The sequence below is a fragment of the Oxalicibacterium faecigallinarum genome, assembly GCF_014635705.1.
Taxonomy (GTDB): Bacteria; Pseudomonadota; Gammaproteobacteria; order Burkholderiales; family Burkholderiaceae_D; genus Oxalicibacterium; species Oxalicibacterium faecigallinarum.
Genome location: NZ_BMDI01000001.1, coordinates 1 through 18,996 on the forward strand (window position 1 = coordinate 1; position 18,996 = coordinate 18,996).

20 protein-coding genes are annotated in these 18,996 nt (G+C 54.1%); 12 read left to right on the forward strand and 8 right to left on the reverse strand.

Going from position 1 to position 18,996, the window contains the following annotated elements; translation table 11 throughout:
* From IEV29_RS16315 to radC, 4 genes are all read right to left on the reverse strand, one after another.
* Positions 1-1,088: MCP four helix bundle domain-containing protein (locus tag IEV29_RS16315; protein ID WP_308632699.1), on the reverse strand; the 1,088-nt coding region annotated here is incomplete at its 3' end.
* Positions 1,089-1,562: 474 nt separating this feature from the next.
* Positions 1,563-1,730, reverse strand: a complete 168-nt coding sequence (gene rpmG, locus IEV29_RS00010) for a 50S ribosomal protein L33 (protein WP_188379232.1) — start codon at positions 1,728-1,730, stop codon at positions 1,563-1,565.
* Between the two features lie 24 nt (positions 1,731-1,754).
* Positions 1,755-1,991, reverse strand: coding sequence for a 50S ribosomal protein L28 (gene rpmB, locus IEV29_RS00015; RefSeq protein WP_041296590.1), 237 nt, complete (start codon positions 1,989-1,991; stop codon positions 1,755-1,757).
* Positions 1,992-2,155: 164 nt separating this feature from the next.
* Positions 2,156-2,830, reverse strand: coding sequence for a RadC family protein (gene radC, locus IEV29_RS00020; protein WP_188379233.1), 675 nt, complete (start codon positions 2,828-2,830; stop codon positions 2,156-2,158).
* 137 nt (positions 2,831-2,967) lie between these two features.
* Between radC and IEV29_RS00025 the strand changes: the two genes are divergently transcribed.
* From IEV29_RS00025 to IEV29_RS00060, 8 genes are all read left to right on the forward strand, one after another.
* Positions 2,968-3,423: an FKBP-type peptidyl-prolyl cis-trans isomerase gene (locus IEV29_RS00025; protein ID WP_188379234.1), complete on the forward strand. Its 456-nt coding sequence runs from the start codon at positions 2,968-2,970 to the stop codon at positions 3,421-3,423.
* Between the two features lie 60 nt (positions 3,424-3,483).
* Positions 3,484-4,419, forward strand: a complete 936-nt coding sequence (ispH, locus tag IEV29_RS00030; protein ID WP_188379235.1) for a 4-hydroxy-3-methylbut-2-enyl diphosphate reductase — start codon at positions 3,484-3,486, stop codon at positions 4,417-4,419.
* A gap of 271 nt (positions 4,420-4,690) precedes the next feature.
* Complete coding sequence (locus tag IEV29_RS00035; protein WP_188379236.1) at positions 4,691-5,620, forward strand: branched-chain amino acid ABC transporter permease; 930 nt, start codon at positions 4,691-4,693, stop codon at positions 5,618-5,620.
* Between the two features lie 9 nt (positions 5,621-5,629).
* Positions 5,630-6,835 (forward strand): ABC transporter permease subunit, encoded by a 1,206-nt coding sequence (locus tag IEV29_RS00040; protein WP_188379237.1) that lies wholly within the window; start codon positions 5,630-5,632, stop codon positions 6,833-6,835.
* A gap of 8 nt (positions 6,836-6,843) precedes the next feature.
* Complete coding sequence (locus IEV29_RS00045; RefSeq protein ID WP_188379238.1) at positions 6,844-7,632, forward strand: ABC transporter ATP-binding protein; 789 nt, start codon at positions 6,844-6,846, stop codon at positions 7,630-7,632.
* Complete coding sequence (locus IEV29_RS00050) at positions 7,632-8,357, forward strand: ABC transporter ATP-binding protein (protein ID WP_188379239.1); 726 nt, start codon at positions 7,632-7,634, stop codon at positions 8,355-8,357. Before IEV29_RS00045 ends, IEV29_RS00050 begins: the two co-directional genes overlap by 1 nt.
* A 316-nt stretch (positions 8,358-8,673) precedes the next feature.
* Positions 8,674-9,975 (forward strand): oxalate/formate MFS antiporter, encoded by a 1,302-nt coding sequence (oxlT, locus tag IEV29_RS00055; RefSeq protein WP_188379240.1) that lies wholly within the window; start codon positions 8,674-8,676, stop codon positions 9,973-9,975.
* A gap of 69 nt (positions 9,976-10,044) precedes the next feature.
* The gene (locus IEV29_RS00060) at positions 10,045-11,640 is read left to right on the forward strand and encodes a gamma-glutamyltransferase family protein (RefSeq protein WP_188379241.1); all 1,596 of its coding nucleotides are present in this window, start codon (positions 10,045-10,047) and stop codon (positions 11,638-11,640) included.
* A 71-nt stretch (positions 11,641-11,711) separates the two neighbouring features.
* On the opposite strand, the gene IEV29_RS00065 is transcribed toward IEV29_RS00060, so the two are convergent.
* On the reverse strand, positions 11,712-12,410 hold the full coding sequence (locus IEV29_RS00065) for a GntR family transcriptional regulator (RefSeq protein WP_188379242.1): 699 nt from the start codon (positions 12,408-12,410) through the stop codon (positions 11,712-11,714).
* 181 nt (positions 12,411-12,591) lie between these two features.
* Between IEV29_RS00065 and IEV29_RS00070 the strand changes: the two genes are divergently transcribed.
* Positions 12,592-13,287, forward strand: a complete 696-nt coding sequence (locus tag IEV29_RS00070; RefSeq protein WP_188379243.1) for a fumarylacetoacetate hydrolase family protein — start codon at positions 12,592-12,594, stop codon at positions 13,285-13,287.
* Positions 13,288-13,362: 75 nt separating this feature from the next.
* Here IEV29_RS00070 and IEV29_RS00075 read toward each other — a convergent pair whose 3' ends face one another.
* Positions 13,363-13,830 carry an outer membrane lipoprotein gene (locus tag IEV29_RS00075; RefSeq protein WP_188379244.1) on the reverse strand — a complete coding sequence of 156 codons (468 nt, stop codon included), beginning with the start codon at positions 13,828-13,830 and terminating at the stop codon, positions 13,363-13,365.
* Positions 13,831-14,024: 194 nt separating this feature from the next.
* Here IEV29_RS00075 and IEV29_RS00080 point away from each other — a divergent pair, with 194 nt between their 5' ends.
* Positions 14,025-14,450, forward strand: a complete 426-nt coding sequence (locus IEV29_RS00080; protein WP_188379245.1) for a YkvA family protein — start codon at positions 14,025-14,027, stop codon at positions 14,448-14,450.
* Positions 14,451-14,619: 169 nt separating this feature from the next.
* The gene (locus IEV29_RS00085) at positions 14,620-15,744 is read left to right on the forward strand and encodes an aminotransferase class V-fold PLP-dependent enzyme (RefSeq protein WP_188379246.1); all 1,125 of its coding nucleotides are present in this window, start codon (positions 14,620-14,622) and stop codon (positions 15,742-15,744) included.
* Between the two features lie 124 nt (positions 15,745-15,868).
* Here IEV29_RS00085 and IEV29_RS00090 read toward each other — a convergent pair whose 3' ends face one another.
* Entirely contained in the window at positions 15,869-16,687 is an 819-nt protein-coding gene (locus IEV29_RS00090) for a ParB N-terminal domain-containing protein (RefSeq protein WP_188379247.1), read from the reverse strand.
* Positions 16,688-16,970: 283 nt separating this feature from the next.
* Positions 16,971-17,858, reverse strand: coding sequence for a LysR family transcriptional regulator (locus IEV29_RS00095; protein ID WP_188379248.1), 888 nt, complete (start codon positions 17,856-17,858; stop codon positions 16,971-16,973).
* A 105-nt stretch (positions 17,859-17,963) separates the two neighbouring features.
* Between IEV29_RS00095 and IEV29_RS00100 the strand changes: the two genes are divergently transcribed.
* On the forward strand, positions 17,964-18,899 hold the full coding sequence (locus IEV29_RS00100; RefSeq protein ID WP_188379249.1) for a DMT family transporter: 936 nt from the start codon (positions 17,964-17,966) through the stop codon (positions 18,897-18,899).
* Positions 18,900-18,996: the final 97 nt, after the last annotated feature.

Sequence of the window (18,996 nt, forward strand, 5' to 3'; positions counted from 1 at the left end):
ATGACGCCGATGATGTCGACGATCTTGTTGGCCGATTCCTTGATCGAGCCCATGGTTTCCACCACTTGCGACACCACGCTGCCACCCTGCACGGCGACTTCCGAGGCCGTCATCGCAAGCTGGTTGGACTGCCTTGCATTGTCGGCATTCTGTTTCACGGTCGAGGTCAGCTCTTCCATCGACGATGCGGTTTCTTCCAGTGAACTGGCTTGTTCTTCGGTACGGGATGACAAATCCAGATTGCCGGTCGCGATTTGCGTCGAGGCGGTCGCGATTGTGTCGGTGCCTGTTCGCACTTGCGACACGATGCGTACCAGGCTTTCGTTCATGTCTTTTAGCGCTTGCAACAACTGACCGGTTTCGTTTTTTGAATCGACAATGATATTGCTCGTCAAATCACCAGAGGCAACTTTCTCTGCAAGCCTCACCGCGCTATTCAGAGGGCGAGTGATGCTGCGTGTAATGAGATAACCAATACTGGCGGCGCTGAGTACGCACAGTATGATCAAAGCCGTAATGAAGCCAAAATTGCGTTGGTAATCGGCATCACTTGCAAGATACTGGCGATGCGTTTCATTCAACTGCAATTCGATCAATTTTCCAAGAGCCTCTTGCAAAGGATCCAGCGCAGGGTACAAGTCGCGTGCTGCAAAGATGCGCAACTGTTCCAGGTTCTTTGAGCGCACATGCTCAACAAGCTGATCAACGGCCTTGTCGGCATTGGTGCTTACCTTCTTGAATTGATCTACAAGGATGAGCTCTTCCTTGGTGAGATTTGTTGCCAGATAGGCCGACCATTGTTCGTTAATGATTTGGCGAGCCTGCAAGATGGACCGTACCCCGTCTTCTGCTGACATTGCACCATCGCGAACTTTATGGGCTGTATCTACAATCTGTACGCTGTACGCATCCGAAACCAGCTTGATCTGTTTTAGCGGGATGACGCGATTCTTATAAACGGAATCCAGACTCTCTTTTGTAGAGTTCGCCCCATACAGCCCGATACCACCCACAATCCCAATACACAGGCACAGGCCAGTCAACAAGATCAACATCTTGTTGGAAATCTTCATTTTTTCCAGGTTCATTATTTTTCCCTTGATCATGTTGCCGGCATGATCCGCGTCGGGTTGGACGCTATTTGTTGGTTATGCGTAGGATGGTCGTTCGGACAAATGTGGCGCGCATTTGTCTTCCTGTCGTTATTCAGCAAATTGTTGAAGACATCATCTGCTTATGTGTTGATGGCTGAACATAAGCGAGCGAATAGTTGCAACGAGTCCAGCTACAACGATCATTCAAATCGTCGCGTTGACATGAATGCGGCTTTACTAAACCAGATTTGCGAATAAAGAAGAGGGGTGATGTCGAGAATGCAGTATTGAACGTATGGATAATGACTTCATGCCTCGATTAATTCAGCGCATGTTATCTGAGTGCGAGCACAAAATGTAACGTCCAGGCAAGAATGATCTGCCTGCTTTGTCATGGCGCTATTCAGAAGATTATTTTGTGCATAAAAAAGCCGCTCATCGAGCGGCTTTTTTATCGAACCAGACCAATTACTTGATCTTGGTTTCCTTGTATTCCACGTGCTTGCGTGCCTTGGGATCAAATTTAATGATCGCCATTTTTTCAGGCATGGTGCGCTTGTTTTTCGTGGTGGTGTAGAAGTGACCCGTACCTGCGGTCGACTCCAGCTTGATTTTGTCGCGGCCAGATTTCGCCATGATGGTTCCTCTTTATTCTGCTAGTTAGACTTTTTCGCCACGAGCGCGCATGTCGGCCAGAACGGCATCAATGCCGATCTTGTCGATGACGCGCAGACCGGCGTTGGACAGACGCAGGGAAACCCAGCGATTTTCCGATTCAACGAAAATGCGGCGGTTTTGCAGGTTAGGCAAAAAACGACGTTTCGTTTTGTTGTTTGCATGGGAAACGTTGTTGCCGACCATCGGCCCTTTCCCGGTGACTTGGCAGACACGTGCCATGGCTTACTCCCTAAAAGATTCCAGAATTGGAAAAAACGAGAGTATAGCGAAAAAAATACGCTTATTCAATGACTTGCGTAAAATAATTGTGTCTCTTTCGTTTTTCTAAATTTAACAATTTAAGGTGCGTGAGGACACGTTTCTGTTTACGCTGGGGCGGTGTCTTATAACTGTCCGTGTTCAGCGAACGAATAAACGCGTGTTCCTGCAACAACAATGTGATCCAGCACCCGAATATCCACCAGTCCCAAAGCCTGCTTGAGCGTTTGTGTCACTGCATGATCTGCCTGACTCGGGTCGGGCGAACCCGACGGATGGTTGTGGGCCAATATCACGCTGGCTGCATTGTGTGCCAGTGCTGCTTTGACGACTTCACGCGGATAGACGCTGGCACTGGTCAACGTGCCACGAAAGAGTTCTTCACACAGAATCAGGCGATTTTTGACGTCCAGAAACAACACGGCAAAGGATTCATGCGTGCGGTTTGCCAGTAAAAGCCGCAAATACTGTGTCACGGTTTGTGGTGAACTGAGCGTGACACCTTGTTCCATTTCTTCTGTCAGGGCGCGTCTGGCAAGTTCAAGCACGGCTTGCAGTTGCGCATATTTGGCGGGACCAAGCCCGTTGATTTTCGAAAAATCGTTGAGCGACGTGGAGAACAGGCCGTTCAGCGAGCCAAAATGCGCCACTATGTCGCGGCCCAGATCGACGGCACTTTTGCCGGCAACGCCCACCCGCAGAAAGACAGCGAGGAGTTCAGCATCGGAGAGGGCGGTCGCACCGTGCTTGATCAGACGTTCGCGTGGACGCTGATCTTCCGGCCAATCGGTAATTGCCATGGAGTTTCCTGTCTTGCAAGGAAAGCGGCGGCTGTGAGCGCTTTCAAGTCACGCTTCTTCGTTCTCTGATGTGGTTGCAGGAGGCGTTCCCCCTGAAGCTGGCTTAAAATAGCGCAGTCTTGCTAACCGAAAATACAATGTCGAATTTATCACAAGCCGTGGTAGGCGAAGGTACCCATCTCACACTGCATTACCGCCTTGCCGCAGAAGATGGTACCGATCTCATCACGACATTTGACGGTAATCCGGCGACCTTGCAACTGGGTACCGGGCAATTGGCGCCGTTTCTGGAAGCCTGCCTGCTTGGTTTGACGGAGGGCACGCATCAGACATTTTCGCTGGCGCCGGAGCAGGCTTTTGGTGCACGTAATCCGGAGCTGGTGCGTCGTCTGTCGCGTGAAATGCTGGATCGCAATTCCGTTCCGGGCGAGGATTACGTGATTGGTGATCTGGTCGAATTTGCTGCGCCGAGCGGCGGCCAGTTTGCCGGTGTGTTGCGTGAGATCGATGCGGAAACAGCCTTGTTCGATTTCAATCATCCGCTTGCTGGACAATCGGTACGGTTTGAAGTCCAAATCATCGGCGTTCTGTAAAACGAATGTAAGTCGTGAAGTATTGGCCTGACAATACGCGGGCCTTCAAGGAAAGAACAGATGGAAAGTGAAATTCTGCTGGCGCAACCGCGCGGCTTTTGTGCTGGTGTGGATCGCGCAATCGAGATCGTTGAACGTGCCTTGCAAGAGTTCGGCGCGCCGATCTATGTGCGGCATGAGATCGTGCATAACGCCTATGTCGTGTCGGATCTGCGTAACAAGGGTGCCATCTTCATCGAAGAACTGGCGGATGTGCCAACCGGGAACACGGTCGTATTCTCTGCGCACGGCGTTTCCAAAGCGGTACAGGAAGAAGCGAAAGAGCGCGGACTACAGATTTTCGATGCAACCTGCCCTTTGGTGACCAAGGTGCACATTGAAGTGGAAAAGATGCGTCGTGATGGTCGTGAAATTATCATGATTGGTCACGAAGGCCATCCCGAGGTCGAAGGCACGATGGGCCAGACAGAAGATGGCATGCATTTGGTCGAGACCGTCGAAGATGTCGAGCGTCTGCAAGTTGCCAATCCCGATCTGGTGTCGTACGTGACACAGACCACGTTGTCGATTGACGACACGGCGGACGTGATTGCTGCGCTCAAGAAAAAATTTCCGAACATTGCCGAGCCGAAGAAGGCCGACATCTGTTACGCCACGACCAACCGGCAGGAAGCGGTCAAATTCATGGCGCCGCAGGTGGACGTCGTGATTGTGGTCGGCAGCCCCAACAGCTCCAACTCCAATCGTCTGCGCGAAGTGGCACGCAAGAAGGATGTGCCGGCGTACATGGTCGATAACGCGAGCTTGATTGATCCCGCCTGGATCGCCGGCAAGCAGCGCATTGGTCTGACCGCCGGTGCGTCCGCGCCAGAAGTGCTGGTGCAGGCAGTTATCGACAAATTGAAGGAGTTTGGTGCCAAGAGCGTGCGGCCGCTGGAAGGGGTGGAAGAGAATGTCACCTTCCCGTTGCCGAAGGGTCTCGGGGCACGCAAGTAATAGCAAGTACTAGCACTAAGGTAACAGCGCCAAGGGTATGGTTATAATCCTGCCCAGTTCATGGTTGATAAAAATGGAGAGTCTGCATATGGTGGTTTTACGTACGACCTCGATTATTTTTATCGATGCGATGATCGGCTCCGGGCGCGGGGCGTAGCAACTTCATTTCCAGCGGCACCTTGATTCGCGTCAAGGTGCCGTTTTTGTTAGGTGGAACGATTATTGCGGTTACTGTCGCCGAAGTGACAGCGATGAAGAAGGGAAGACATTCATGGATATTTTTGTCCAGCAACTGATCAACGGGCTGGTGCTTGGCAGCATGTATGCGCTGGTGGCACTGGGTTATACGATGGTCTATGGCGTGATGAATCTGATCAATTTCGCGCATGGCGATGTGCTGATGATTGGTGCGATGGCAGGGCTGACCATCCTGAGTATTCTGGAATCGGTCGCACCGGGCTTGCCCGGCGTCTTGCAGCTTGCCATCGCGATTCTTGGCGCGATTCCTGTTTGTGTGCTCGTCAATATCTTTATTGAACGCGTTGCCTATCGGCGCTTGCGTAATGCGCCGCGTCTGGCACCCCTGATCACGGCAATTGGTGTGTCGATTTTGTTGCAGACGATAGCCATGATGATCTGGGGCCGTAGTCCGATTCCTTTTCCGCAAGTCATGCCGGCTGAGCCTCTGCATATCGGCGGTGCCCTGATTTCTCCAACGCAAGTCATGTTGCTGGTACTGGCCGCCATTGCGATGGGCCTGCTGGCATTGCTGATCGAGAAAACCAAGCTGGGCCGAGCCATGCGTGCCACCGCAGAAAACCCGCGGGTCGCCGGCTTGATGGGCGTGGATTCCAATCGCGTCATCGTGATGACGTTTGCGATTGGTGCAACGCTGGCAGCAATTGCCGGTGTGATGTGGGCGGCAAATTATTCTTCCGCGCAATTTGCGATGGGCTTTGTGCCAGGACTGAAAGCCTTCTCGGCTGCGGTGCTGGGTGGCATTGGCAATATTTATGGGGCGATGCTGGGCGGTATTCTGCTCGGCATTATCGAAAGCCTGGGTGCCGGCTACATCGGTGACCTGACGGGTGGTTTTCTTGGCAGTCACTATCAGGATATCTTTGCCTTTGTGGTGCTGATCATTGTGCTGACCTTGCGTCCGTCCGGCATCATGGGCGAACGTGTGCCCGATCGCGCGTAAGGACAGCAGATGGCCAACTACTTCGACACTGCAGCCAATCCGCGCAAGGCCTATGGCAGCCTGATTGCACTTTTGCTGGTTGCGTTGATTTTTCCATTCGTGGCGCAACACTTTGGTAATTCGTGGGTACGCATCATCGATCTGGCGCTGCTTTACATCATGCTGGCGCTTGGCCTGAATGTGGTGGTCGGTTTTGCCGGTTTGCTGGATCTGGGTTATATCGCCTTCTATGCGATTGGTGCTTATCTGACTGCGTTGTTGGCATCGCCCCAGTTTGCTGTCGTGCTGGAGTCCTTCGTCAATCAATATCCGATCATTGGCGAATCACTGATGACCTTGTTCGGGCCCGAGATTGCACAGGATGGCATTCATCTTTCGCTCTGGATCATCGTGCCGATTGCCGCGCTGGTGGCTGGTATCTTTGGTGCCTTGCTCGGTGCGCCAACGCTCAAGCTACGTGGCGATTATCTGGCAATCGTAACGCTGGGTTTTGGCGAGATCATCCGCATCTTCATGAATAACCTCAACGGTCCGGTCAACATCACCAACGGACCACAAGGGATCAACATGATCGATCCGATCCACGTGTTTGGCGTATCGCTCGCAGGCGAAGGCGGCAGTGTGATGATCGGCAGCTACGCCATGCCATCGGTCAATGCGCATTACTTTCTGTTTCTCTTGCTTTGTATCGCCATCATCTTCATTTCGGTTCGCCTGCAGAATTCCCGTCTGGGGCGCGCGTTCGTGGCGATTCGCGAGGACGAGATTGCAGCCAAGGCGATGGGCATCAATACACGTAACGTCAAGCTGTTGGCGTTTGCAATGGGTGCGTCTTTCGGTGGTGTGGCTGGCTCCATGTTTGCGTCCTTTCAGGGCTTTGTGTCGCCCGAGTCCTTTTCATTGACGGAATCGATTGCCGTGTTGGCGATGGTGGTGCTGGGCGGGATGGGACATATTCCTGGTGTCGTGCTGGGTGGTTTGTTGCTGGCGGCCTTGCCTGAAGTCTTGCGTCATGGCGTGGAGCCGTTGCAGCGTACCTTGTTCGGTCATGTGATTGTGGATGCAGAAGTGTTGCGTCAGCTGCTCTACGGCTTGGCGATGGTGTTGATCATGTTGATACGTCCCTCCGGCTTGTGGCCGGCGCCACGCAGTGAAGACAGGCCGACTGCAGATGGCGATGCCGGGAAAAAATCAACCGATGTCGTGGCGGTATAGGAGTGACGATGACGACAACGGCAAGCAACAGTGGTGACATCGTTCTCGATATTTCCGGCGTCAACAAGCGCTTCGGCGGCTTGCAGGCCTTATCGGATGTCAATGTCCGCATACAGCGTGGGCAGATTTACGGTTTGATCGGACCGAATGGTGCGGGCAAGACGACGTTCTTCAATGTAATTACCGGACTGTATCAGCCGGATAGCGGCAGTTTTCACCTTGACGGCAAACCGTACTCGCCTTCGGCACCGCATGAAGTGGCAAAAGCCGGTATTGCCCGGACTTTCCAGAACATTCGTCTGTTCGGTGAAATGACCGCGCTGGAAAATGTCATGGTCGGCCGCCATGTCCGCACGCATCAGGGTTTGTTGGGCGCTGTTTTTCATCATGGGGCGGCTCGCCGGGAAGAGGCGGCGATTCGCGCACGGGCGATGGAGTTACTGGATTTTGTGGGCATTGCGCCTTTTGCGGCACGCACGGCACGGCATCTGTCTTATGGCGATCAGCGTCGGCTGGAAATTGCGCGCGCCCTGGCAACCGAGCCTTTGCTATTGGCTCTTGATGAGCCGGCGGCAGGCATGAACGCTACCGAGAAACTCGGTTTGCGCGAACTGCTGGTCAGGATCAAGGCGGAAGGAAAAACGATTTTGTTGATCGAGCACGACGTCAAGCTGGTCATGGGTCTGTGTGACCGAATCACGGTACTGGATTATGGCAAGCCGATTGCAGAAGGCATTCCCGCTGACGTGCAAAGCAATCCTGCGGTAGTGGAAGCGTATCTCGGGAGCGGGCACTGATGACCAAGAATGTATTGAAGATTTCCGGATTGCGTGTTGCCTATGGCGGGATTCAGGCTGTCAAAGGCATTGATCTGGAAGTCAATGAAGGCGAACTGATTACCCTGATCGGCGCCAACGGTGCCGGCAAGACGACGACGCTGAAGGCGATTACGGGCACCTTGCCCGATTGTCGTGTCGATGGTCATGTCGAATACGACGGCCAGTCCATGAAAGGACTGCATTCGTTTGAACTGGTACAGCGCGGGCTGGCAATGGTGCCGGAGGGGCGGGGCGTGTTTACACGCATGTCGATTCACGAGAATCTGCTGATGGGTGCTTATACGAAATCCGACAAGGCGCTGATCGAAGCGGACATCGAAAAATGGTTTGAGGTTTTTCCTCGGCTTAAAGAGCGTTCGGCACAAATGGCAGGTACCTTGTCTGGCGGCGAGCAGCAAATGCTGGCAATGGCGCGTGCGTTGATGAGTCATCCCCAGCTGCTTTTGCTGGATGAACCATCGATGGGTTTGTCACCGATCATGGTGGAGAAAATCTTCGAAGTGATTCGCTCCGTATCGGCACAGGGCATCACGATTCTGCTGGTGGAGCAGAATGCGCGACTGGCGTTGCAAGCGGCGCATCGTGGCTATGTCATGGAGTCTGGCCTGATTACCATGAGTGGCGACGCCGATTCGATGCTGGACGACCCGCGCGTACGACAAGCCTATCTCGGCGAGGGTTGACACTCGCCCGCACCAAAAAATGGCAAATCACTCCCTGTTCAAGGGAGGGTGTTGCTCTCTCCAAAATAAAAATCCCCAATAAGTGACATGTTAGATATCAACACGCTTTTAAACGTGGTTGATAAAAATTGGCATCAAGTTTGCTAGTTTTGCCTTGATCACTCTTCGATCAAAGGCGGCGCATCTTAATCCGGGAGATGTGCTTTTACCTTGACAAAGCTATTTACTGGGTCTAACTTCACTTAAAACTGACATGTCAGTAAAAAACATTCAGTTTTCAGAGGTTTTTAAACCCACCTATTATTCCGGAGACAACATGAACCCTATGAACACGGCAGCAAGCAATTTCCCGGGCAGGGCCAGATGGTGGCAGCTCGTTTTTGGCGTCATCGCCATGATGGCCATCTCCAGTCCGCAATACGTCTGGGCGCTTTTTACGACCGACCTCACCGCATCGCTTGGTGCGACGCTGACGGAAGTGCAGGTGACCTTTGCCATCCTGATCGTGGCGCAGACCTTTCTTTCGCCGTTTCAGGGTTATCTGGTCGATAAGTTCGGGCCGCGGTTATTGCTGTCAGTCGGCGCCATTCTCACGGCATTGAGTTGGGTGCTGGCGTCATATGTGACGGGCGTCTGGGGTTTGTACCTCACGTATGGATTATTGGGTGGTGTGGGTACCGGCATTATTTACGTCGGTGTGGTGGGTCTGATGGTGCAGTGGTTTCCGGACAAGCGCGGCTTTGCGGTCGGCATGGTCGCGGCTGGCTATGGCTTTGGCGCAATCATCACCACATTTGCAATTTCGGCCAGCGTCAAATCGTCGGGTGTGGCGAGCACCTTGCTGACGTTCGGATTGATGATTGGCGTGGTCGGCTTTCTTGCAGCGCAAGGCATGCGCCGACCAAAACCGGAAGAAGTGGTGGTGCTGGTCGACAAGTACAAATCGTCGGGTGCCAATACCGAGTCGGCGTACAGCTATAAATCGTCCGAAATGCTGAAGAAACCGGTGTTCTGGTTGATGTTCATCATGATGACCATGATGTCGACCTCGGGTCTGATGGTGATCTCGCAGATGGGCGCATTTGCCAAGGACTTCGGCGTGCATGACGCCATGGTGTTTGGTATGGCCGCACTGCCGCTGGCGCTGACGATTGACCGTTTTGCCAATGGCCTGACCCGTCCGTTCTTCGGCTGGGTGTCTGATCGCATCGGGCGTGAGAACACGATGTTCATTGCATTCGGGATGGAAGGTGTGGCAATGACTTTGTGGCTGATGACGACGGATAACCCGGTGTTGTTCGTGCTGCTGTCCGGCGTGGTGTTCTTTGGATGGGGCGAAATCTTCTCGCTGTTCCCATCGATCCTGACCGACACCTTCGGTACCGGTCATGCCACGACCAATTATGGTTTTCTCTACATGGCGCAAGGCGTGGGCTCGGTTCTTGGTGGGCCGCTGGCAGCCATGATGCATGACGCGACCGGTTCCTGGACGCCGGTGTTTGTCACGGTGATCTGCATGGACTTCTTTACTGCATTCCTTGCCTTGATTGTATTGAAACCGGTACGACGTCGCTTTCTGGCGGAGACCAAGACACTTGCTTCGGTTCGGCAAGCCTGACAAGGGAAATGAAACGCCGGAAGGGCGCGCCCTTCCGTTGAAGATTAGATAGGAAACCTGAAAGACACTATGCTTAATACGATTTACTCCACCCGCGGCATGGCCGTTGCTCCTCACTCACTGGCGGCGCAAGCAGCCTTGTCGGTTCTGCGCGAAGGCGGGAATGCCATCGAAGCCATGGTGGCCGCAGCATCGACCATTGCCATCGTCTATCCGCACATGAACGGTATTGGTGGTGACGGCTTTTGGGTCGTGTCCGAACCCGGCAAACCCGTGCTTGCCATTGAAGCATGCGGTGTTGCAGCCGCAGCGATCTCCACCGATTTTTATGCGCAACGCAAGCTCGATGCGATTCCCATGCGTGGTCCGCTGGCTGCCAATACCCTGGCTGGCACGGTTGGTGGCTGGCAGCAGGCGCTGGAGATCAGCGCAAACTGGGGCGGCAAGTTGCCGCTGTCGCGAATGCTGAGCGATGCGATCTACTACGCGGAAGTCGGTATTCCGGTAACGCCATCGCAGTTTGCCAGTACATCTGCCAAGCTGAGTGAGCTGGTGGGACAGCCGGGCTTTGCCGATACCTTTTTGACGAACGGCAAGGCGCCGGAGGCTGGTAGTCGCTTCGTTCAAAAGCGTATGGGCACGACCTTGCGCGCACTGGCGTCGCAAGGCCTCGATAGCTTCTATCGAGGCCCGCTGGCAAAAGAAATCGCGCAGGATCTGGAAGATGTCGGCATTCCCATCACGCTGCAGGATCTGAACGACTACCGCGCCCGCACGGTGGCGCCGGTGCATCTCGAACACAGCCTCGGCGATATCTACAACATGGCACCACCAACGCAAGGCTTGGTGTCGTTGATCATCCTGGGGATTCTCGATCGGTTGAACATTGGCCAGTACGAGGAAGACAGTCTTGAATACGTGCATCTGGTGGTAGAGGCAACCAAGCAGGCGTTTGCCGTGCGTGATCGTTATGTGACCGATCCGGCCCATATGACAATCGATCCACAGGAATGCCTGACGGATGCTTTCCTCAAGCCGTATGTGGATGCAATCCGGTTGGACAAGGCCTTGCCATGGGGGCAGGGAAAGGGACCTGGCGACACGATCTGGATGGGCGTGATCGATAGCGAAGGGCGTGCCGTATCGTTCATCCAGAGCATCTATCACGAGTTTGGCAGCGGCGTGGTATTGCCGCGGACCGGCATCAACTGGCAAAACCGGGGTTGTTCTTTCTCGCTGGATCCAACGCATCTCAATGCTTTGTTACCGGGCAAAAAGCCATTCCACACACTGAATCCTGCATTGGCGCGATTCAAGGATGGCCGCACCATGGTGTACGGCACGATGGGCGGTGATGGCCAGCCGCAGACACAGGCTGCCGTATTCACGCGTTATGCCGTGTTCGACCAACCCGTGCAGCAGGCAGTAACTGCACCACGCTGGCTGCTTGGACGGACCTGGGGGCAGAGCTCGGATTCGCTGAAACTGGAAAGTCGCTTTTCAGCGGACATCATCGCCGGTCTCGAAGCGCTCGGGCACGAAGTCGACGTGATCGGCTCATTTGATGAAATGGTCGGTCATGCTGGCGCGATCGTACGCAAGGCAGATGGCTTGTTTGAAGGGGGCGCCGATCCACGCAGTAACGGGATCGTAGCCGGATACTGATATGCAAAAAGGGCGCTTCTTGAAGCGCCCTTTGATTATTTTTTGATTGTTTGTGTCGTCGAGAACGGATATTAAATCCCGCCCATGAACTGCAGCGTTTTGCGCGTATATTCCTCAACATAATCAATCAGACGATCCGAGGCATCGCGGGCGCCGGGCTCGTCATTGGCGGCAATCGCACGGGCGATGGCTGCATGCAGACTGGAGACGCGTGCCAGATCGCCAAACCGCTTGAAGTGCAGATACCAGAATCGGCGTGTCTGCGCTTCGATCGGTCCGATGGCGTAGGACACATACTTGTTCTGGGCCGTTTCGATGCACAGACTGTTGAAGTCGCGATCGGTTTCGATAAAGATGCTGCCATCGTTTTCCTTGGCAGCACGGTCGAAGCCTTCGGCCAGTTTTAGAAAGGTCGCGCGCTGATCTTCCATGGCGAGCCGTGCAGCGCGACCGGCAATGATTTTTTCCAGCTCGCGACGTACTTCAATCATGTTGAGCTGATCGGCCAGATCAATCTCCGACACAATCACGCCGGAGCGCGGCAGAATCTTGACGTTGCCCTCGATTGCCAGACGCTGCAATGCTTCACGCAAGGGCGTACGGCCAAAGCCGAGTGAGCGGTTTAGCGCTTTTTCGGAAATCTTGCTGCCAGGCGGCAGCTTCAAGGTCACGATCATTTCTTCCAGAATCCGGTACGCCATCTGCGCCTGATTTTCGCCATTGCCTTCCATTTCGGACTGCAGTGCCTTAATTTGTTCTTCGGTGATCATGTCCGGCCTTGTTTGGTCTTCTGGTTATCGCTGTCAAATAAGGAAAATGGACAAGCATTTTGCATGCCGGTCAATCCGGATTATACGATCCACCTTGCCTGTCACCGAACGTACTCAATACGAATAATCCGGTTCATGGTGATGGCATAATAACTTTCCTTCATGATCCTCAGGAGCCTTCATGTCTTTTGTCATTCCTGCCGTAGTGCAACCAACTTTGCCGGTGGTAGGCACGGATGCACAGTTTCCCGTGCATCGCGTTTATTGCGTTGGTCGTAACTACGTCGATCATGCTATCGAGATGGGAGCCACCGGACGTGAACCGCCATTCTTTTTCATGAAACCCGGCACCGCCGTGTTTCCCGTCACGTACGAATCTGACGCGCAATTGCCTTATCCGGATAAAACGCAGGATTTTCAGTACGAATTGGAATTGGTGGTGGCCATTGGCAAAGCCGGTACCGATATCAAGGCCGAGAATGCACTGGATCACGTGTGGGGCTACGCGATTGGTCTGGACATGACGCGCCGCGACCTGCAATCGGAAGCAAAAAATCTCCGTCGTCCGTGGGATACCGGCAAGGCTTTCGAGCATTCGGCACCGGTTGGGCCGATCCATCCAGCGGCTGATGTCGGCCCTGCTGGCGATCGCACCATCACCTTGCGCGTGAACAATGAAACACGCCAGCACAGCACGGTCGATAAGCTAATCTGGAGTATTGAAGAAATGATCGCCTATCTGTCCGGCTATTTCACCTTGCAGCCAGGTGATCTGATCATGACTGGCACGCCGGCAGGCGTGGGGCCGGTGGTCAAGGGCGATCGCATGGAATGCACGATCGAAGGTCTGGGCACCCTGAATATTCAGGTCGTCTGACAACGAGGTGGTGTAATGAAAAAGGCCCGCAATGCGGGCCTTTTTACATTGCGCCTCACGACGCTGAGGGCATGATCAGTAGCGGAAGACGCGATTGTTTTCCACGCGCACACGATCACCGACGCGCAGATCGACGACACTTTCCTGCACGACGCTGAAGTAGCCGCCGTTATCGCCACGAATGTTGATCTGATAGGCTTCGCGTACGCCGGCACGGCCTTTTTGAATATTATTGCCGACCATTGCACCGCCCACGACGCCAGCCGTCGTGGCGACTGCACGACCGCTGCCTTTACCGACCTGATTGCCCAGCACACCGCCGACCACGCCACCGATGATGGCGCCGCCGACGCCACGGCTATCGACTTCCTGCTGGACGATCTGGATCGAATCGATCACGCCATACGCAGCGTTGTATGCTGGTGCTTGCGAAGCCGGATAGCGTGCTGCACCCGGATCGTTATAGGTTGGACCCGCAGCACAGCCGGCGAGTACGGCGGCTGAAGCAATGACAGCAGCCATGGTGATTTTTGTGGTTTTCATGATGACTCCTCGATGGGTTGGATTGAGGATAAAGATAGGCGCAAACCCTGCACCCCTCGGTGCGATAACGTACCGAAGTGGCAACTATTTCTGCGGGGCACTCTTGCCCCGTGTGTCTTGTAAAGTCTGGCGTGTTACCAAATATACGTGCGGGGAAATGGATCGATTGGCATGCGTCGTTAAATGCCTGATGCATGCGCCGTAATCAGGAGAACGACTTGGGTGTACTTGCACGTCTGCGTGGTTGGGCCGTCGTCCTTAAGCGGGATGGCGTGACACTCTGGTTTGCCGCACGGCATCCGGATGTGCCGTGGTACGCAAAAGCCTTGGGGGTGTTGACGGTCGCCTATGCGTTGAGCCCGATTGACCTGATTCCGGACGTCATCCCTCTACTGGGTTTGGTGGATGATCTGATTCTGTTGCCGGTATTGATCTGGATCACGCTTAAAATGATTCCTGCACGTGTCCTGACGCACTGTCGTCGTCTTGCCGAAGAGTGGATCAAAGACAAAAAAGGCAAGCTCATCAGTTGGACAGGCGGTGCAGTGATATTGCTGATCTGGCTCGTGATCCTCATGGCAGTCTGGCGTACCTGGATCGGCCCGTGGTTGTCAGCGTGATAATGCGAAAAGCCACGTGAAACGTTGGAAAGCCGCGATTTTGTAGGAAATCTCCTGCAAGCTATTGGTACAAGCGGTAAAATCTCTCTTTTCCGGTTTTCACCCCACCGCGGTCTGGTCAGGATTTTCCTCACCGGGCCGATTTGATTTTTTACTTGCTGGAGCAAACGTGCCAGGTCTATTGCCTAACGTCGATCCCGACGGCCTTCTCGAATATTCTGTTGTCTACACTGATCGCGCGATCAATCACATGTCCCAACGCTTTCAGGGCGTCATGCGTGACATCTCCAAGACACTCAAACAGGTTTACAACGCGCACTCTGCCATTCTGATGCCTGGCAGCGGGACCTTCGGCATGGAAGCAGTCGCACGTCAGTTCGCAACTGACAATGCTGTCGTGGTATTGCGTAACGGCTGGTTCAGCTATCGCTGGACCCAGATTCTGGACACGGGCAAGATCCCTGCAAGCACGGTTGTTTTGAAAGCACGTCAGGTTGATGACGCCAAACAGGCGGCGTTCGCCCCGGCACCGATCGATGAAGTCGTTGCTGCCATCAAGGAAAGCAAACCTGCCGTGGTGTTTGCACCACACGTGGAAACGGCCTCCGGCATCATGCTGCCGACCGAATACATGCGCAAGGTGGCAGATGCCGTGCATGAAGTTGGCGGTTTGTTTGTGCTGGATTGCATCGCATCGGGCACGATCTGGGTCGACATGCAAGCCGCTGGTGTGGACGTGCTGATCAGTGCGCCACAAAAAGGCTGGAGCGCATCGGCCGGTTGCGCGTTCATCATGCTGAGCAAGCTGGCACGTGAGCGTATCGAATCCACGCAAAGCACCAGCTTTGCTTGTGATCTGCGCAAGTGGTTGCAGATCATGGAATCGTACGAGCAAGGTAACGTCGCGTATCACACCACGATGCCGACAGATGCGCTGACTGTCCTGCGCGAAACCATGAATGAGACCGCAGCGTATGGTTTCGACAAAGTGCGTGCCGAGCAACAGGAACTGGGCGACAAGGTGCGTGCATTGCTGACCAAACGTGGCTTCAAGAGTGTGGCGGCAGAAGGCTTTCAGGCACCGGGCGTTGTCGTGAGCTATACCGATGATGACGGCATCCAGTCTTCCAAGAAGTTCGTTGAAGCTGGTCTGCAAACAGCAGCCGGTGTGCCATTGCAATGCGATGAACGTGCCGACTTCAAGACCTTCCGCGTTGGTCTGTTCGGTCTGGACAAACTGCACAATATCGAGCGTACGGTCGCCAATCTGGAAAAAGCACTCGACAAGATGTAAGGCGCGACGCCGATGACGTTGAGATAAGTAAAAAGGGAGATATCGGAAGATATCTCCCTTTTTTTTAAAGCGGTGGAAATCGTTGCGGAAAAGTCTGTTCGCGCTCGTCGATCTTCATGACGCCTCATTGATTGCCACGCGCTTCTGCCAATGCGATGGTCAGGTTTTGCACCTTCTTTTTCAGCAGATCACGTTCTTCCGTCAAGGTAGCCAGCAGTATTGAAAGACGATGAATTTCTTTCTGCTCCGGAGTCGCGTCGTCCGGCGGTGCAGGGCATTCTATTTTGGTTTTCGGCGGCATCTTGGCTTCCCGCACTTCGCGCGCCACTTGCCGCAACTCTTTCTTGCCACCAGCAACGGCGGCAACCTGCTTTTCACTTGGCAATGACGCGATTGCCGCAGCAGCATTGATGGATATGTCGCCAGCCTTGATCGCTTCAACCAGTTCGGGTGCGGCGGTCTTCTGGATTTTTTCGATATGACCGATGGTGGCACTGCTCACACGCGCGGCGCGTGCGATGGCTTCGCGCGTCAGCGTCGGTGCCTTCGCCAGCTTCTTGTCCTGATCGTCTGGAGCGTTATCGCTGGGTTCGGTCTTTTTTCTGTCGAACTGATCGCGGCGCGCGGACAGAATCTCTTTCTTGCGTAATGCCAGTACGCCACGTTGAAAGTCAGAGACGCTACGACGGCCCAGATGATTGTCGATCATCCACAAATGTACGTCGTCCATCGACTGGAAAGACGCGTTCTGTATCGTATTGAAGGCAATGCCATGTTTCTGGCAGATGCGATAGCGATTGTGGCCATCGACCAGAATGTCACCCCACAGCACGAGCGCGTCACGGCATCCTTCGTTGAGCAAGCTGTGTTCAAGTGCAGCAAATTCATCTGCAGTTAATGGATCGATGTAGGCAAGCAAATCGTCGTTAATGATGATAGTCATGATGCGCAAATAAAAAATAGCGTGCGTAGTGTAACGCCTGCCAGTCGTTGCGCGTTGCATTATGAATAGGGATTTGATTGCACTACTGGAGTAATGCGCAAAGAATGTTCCGGGCTTTCTGCGCGTGATGCTAGGTATGAGCAGTGAGCGTTAAACGCTCTCTGGCATGTACACACCGATGGTCAATGCGACATTGCTGCGGATTCGTATCCCAGGGGTCATTTGCCTGGCGCGCCATTGTGGCAATCGAACCGGAGGCTGTTGCAGAGGAGCATGCAGGATATCAGGGGGCCCTGGATAGATGATCGACCAGTTGTCTGGCATGCGGTGACAAATCATCCCAGTTGCGGATGCAGATGCGTAATTCCCGTGTGGCCCATGCGTCATCCAATGCCACGATCTGAACAGGAAGCTCGCGTACGTGGCGCAAGGCTGCCGCTTCGGGCAGCATCGCAATGCCTGCATTCTCTGCGACCAGTTGAGCAATCGCATAAAAGCTGGGTGCACGTACCCGGATCTTCAGAGACACCGCATTCTGCTTGGCCATTTCTTCAATGAAGCGCTGCATGGCCCTTTCGGGTGGCAGACAGACAAATGCATAGCCAAGTGCATCTTTCATGCGGACAGACGCTTTTTCGGCCAGCACATGCGTTGATGGCACCAGCAACACCAGCTTGTCATGGCGGAAAGGCAGCGGAATCACATCGGACATCGGCAGGTTGCCATCCATCACACCCACCTCGACTTCGCCTGATTGCACTGCCGACAGGACATCGGCGCTTTTGCGCTCAATCAGTTGCAAATCGATTTCCGGATAGTCGGCAAGGAAAGGGCCGAGCGCTGCCGGAAGAAACGTGCTGTTGGCGACTGTCGTGCCAGCCAGTTGCAGCGTGATGCGACGTTGTCCGTTCAGATCATTCAGCGTTTCTTTCAGCTTTTCGGTCTCGGCGAGAATCTGCCGCGCCCGATCCAGTACAAGCTGACCTGCTGGTGTGGCTTTCATGCCATCGGCAGAACGATGAAAAATGACGACGCCTGAACGTTGTTCAAAATGACGCAAGCGATTGCTGGCTGCCGACAAGGCAATCGGAAAACTGGTGGCCGCCTTGCTCAGACTGCCGAGGCGGTCAATGGCAAGGAGGAGACGAAGATCGATCAGATCAAAGTGCATGGCAGGGTTTCTCTTTTAGAGAAGGCTTGATGTTTGAAATAAGCATTCTGCTGATTTTAACTTCGTATCAGAATAAGTCCCTGTTTGGTTATTTGTCCTCAAAACATGATTTCGTCGTATCGACAATGGTTGCAGGACGGTCGGCTATACGCGATTCTTGCCGCCACCGGTTTCAGCCTCAAGGCTGTGTTCGTCAAACTCGCTTATGCTGCCGGTGCTGTCGATGCGCTGACCTTGCTGACTTTGCGCATGGGCATCGCGCTGCCCTTGTTCGGCTGGCTGATCTGGCTCAGCCGCGATCCGGAGGCCGCCCCTTTGGCACCATTTGACTGGCTGCGCGTGCTGTTGCTGGGCATGGTGGGTTATTACCTGTCCAGCCTGTTTGATTTTTACGGACTGGAGTACATCAGCGCCGGTTTGGAGCGCCTGATTCTGTATCTTTATCCCACGCTGGTGGTGGTCTTTCAAGCGATCCTGTCGCGCAAACGACCGTCTTCATCCATCGTGCAGGCGATGGCGCTGTGCTACTTCGGTCTGGGCATTGCTTTCATCCACGATGTGGGTGTCGCGCAGGGTGACCAGGTCTTCAAAGGTGCGGCCTGGGTATTTGCCAGTGCAGTAACGTATGCGTTTTACTATTTGGGAACGGGTGCAATGACGCAGCGGCTTGGTTCCATGCGCCTTGCCGGGTTGGCGGGCGCAGCATCGTCGTTGCTGGTCATCATTCATTATCTGCTGGCGGATGTACCAACCCGGCTCAATGCCTTGCCTGCAGACGTATGGGGCCATGCCGCCCTGATGGCAGTTTTGTCGACGGTCTTGCCGGTGTACTGGCTGGCATTGGCAATCCAGAAAATGGGTGCGTCACAGGCCGCGGCCATTGGCAGCCTGGGACCTGTGCTGACGGTACTTGCGTCCTGGTTACTGCTTGCCGAACCCATATCGGCGTATCAGCTTGGTGGACTTGCGCTGGTGATGTTTGGCGTATCGCGCCTGAAGCCGGCGGCTACAAAAGCGCCGAAGACCGATCCGCAATCGTGATCGGATGTTGGTCCCGCCGACAGTGATCAAATCGAACTTTTTTGTGTCCTAAGTTGTTGATTACACACGAGTTAAAAAGAAAGTGATTGGCAATGTA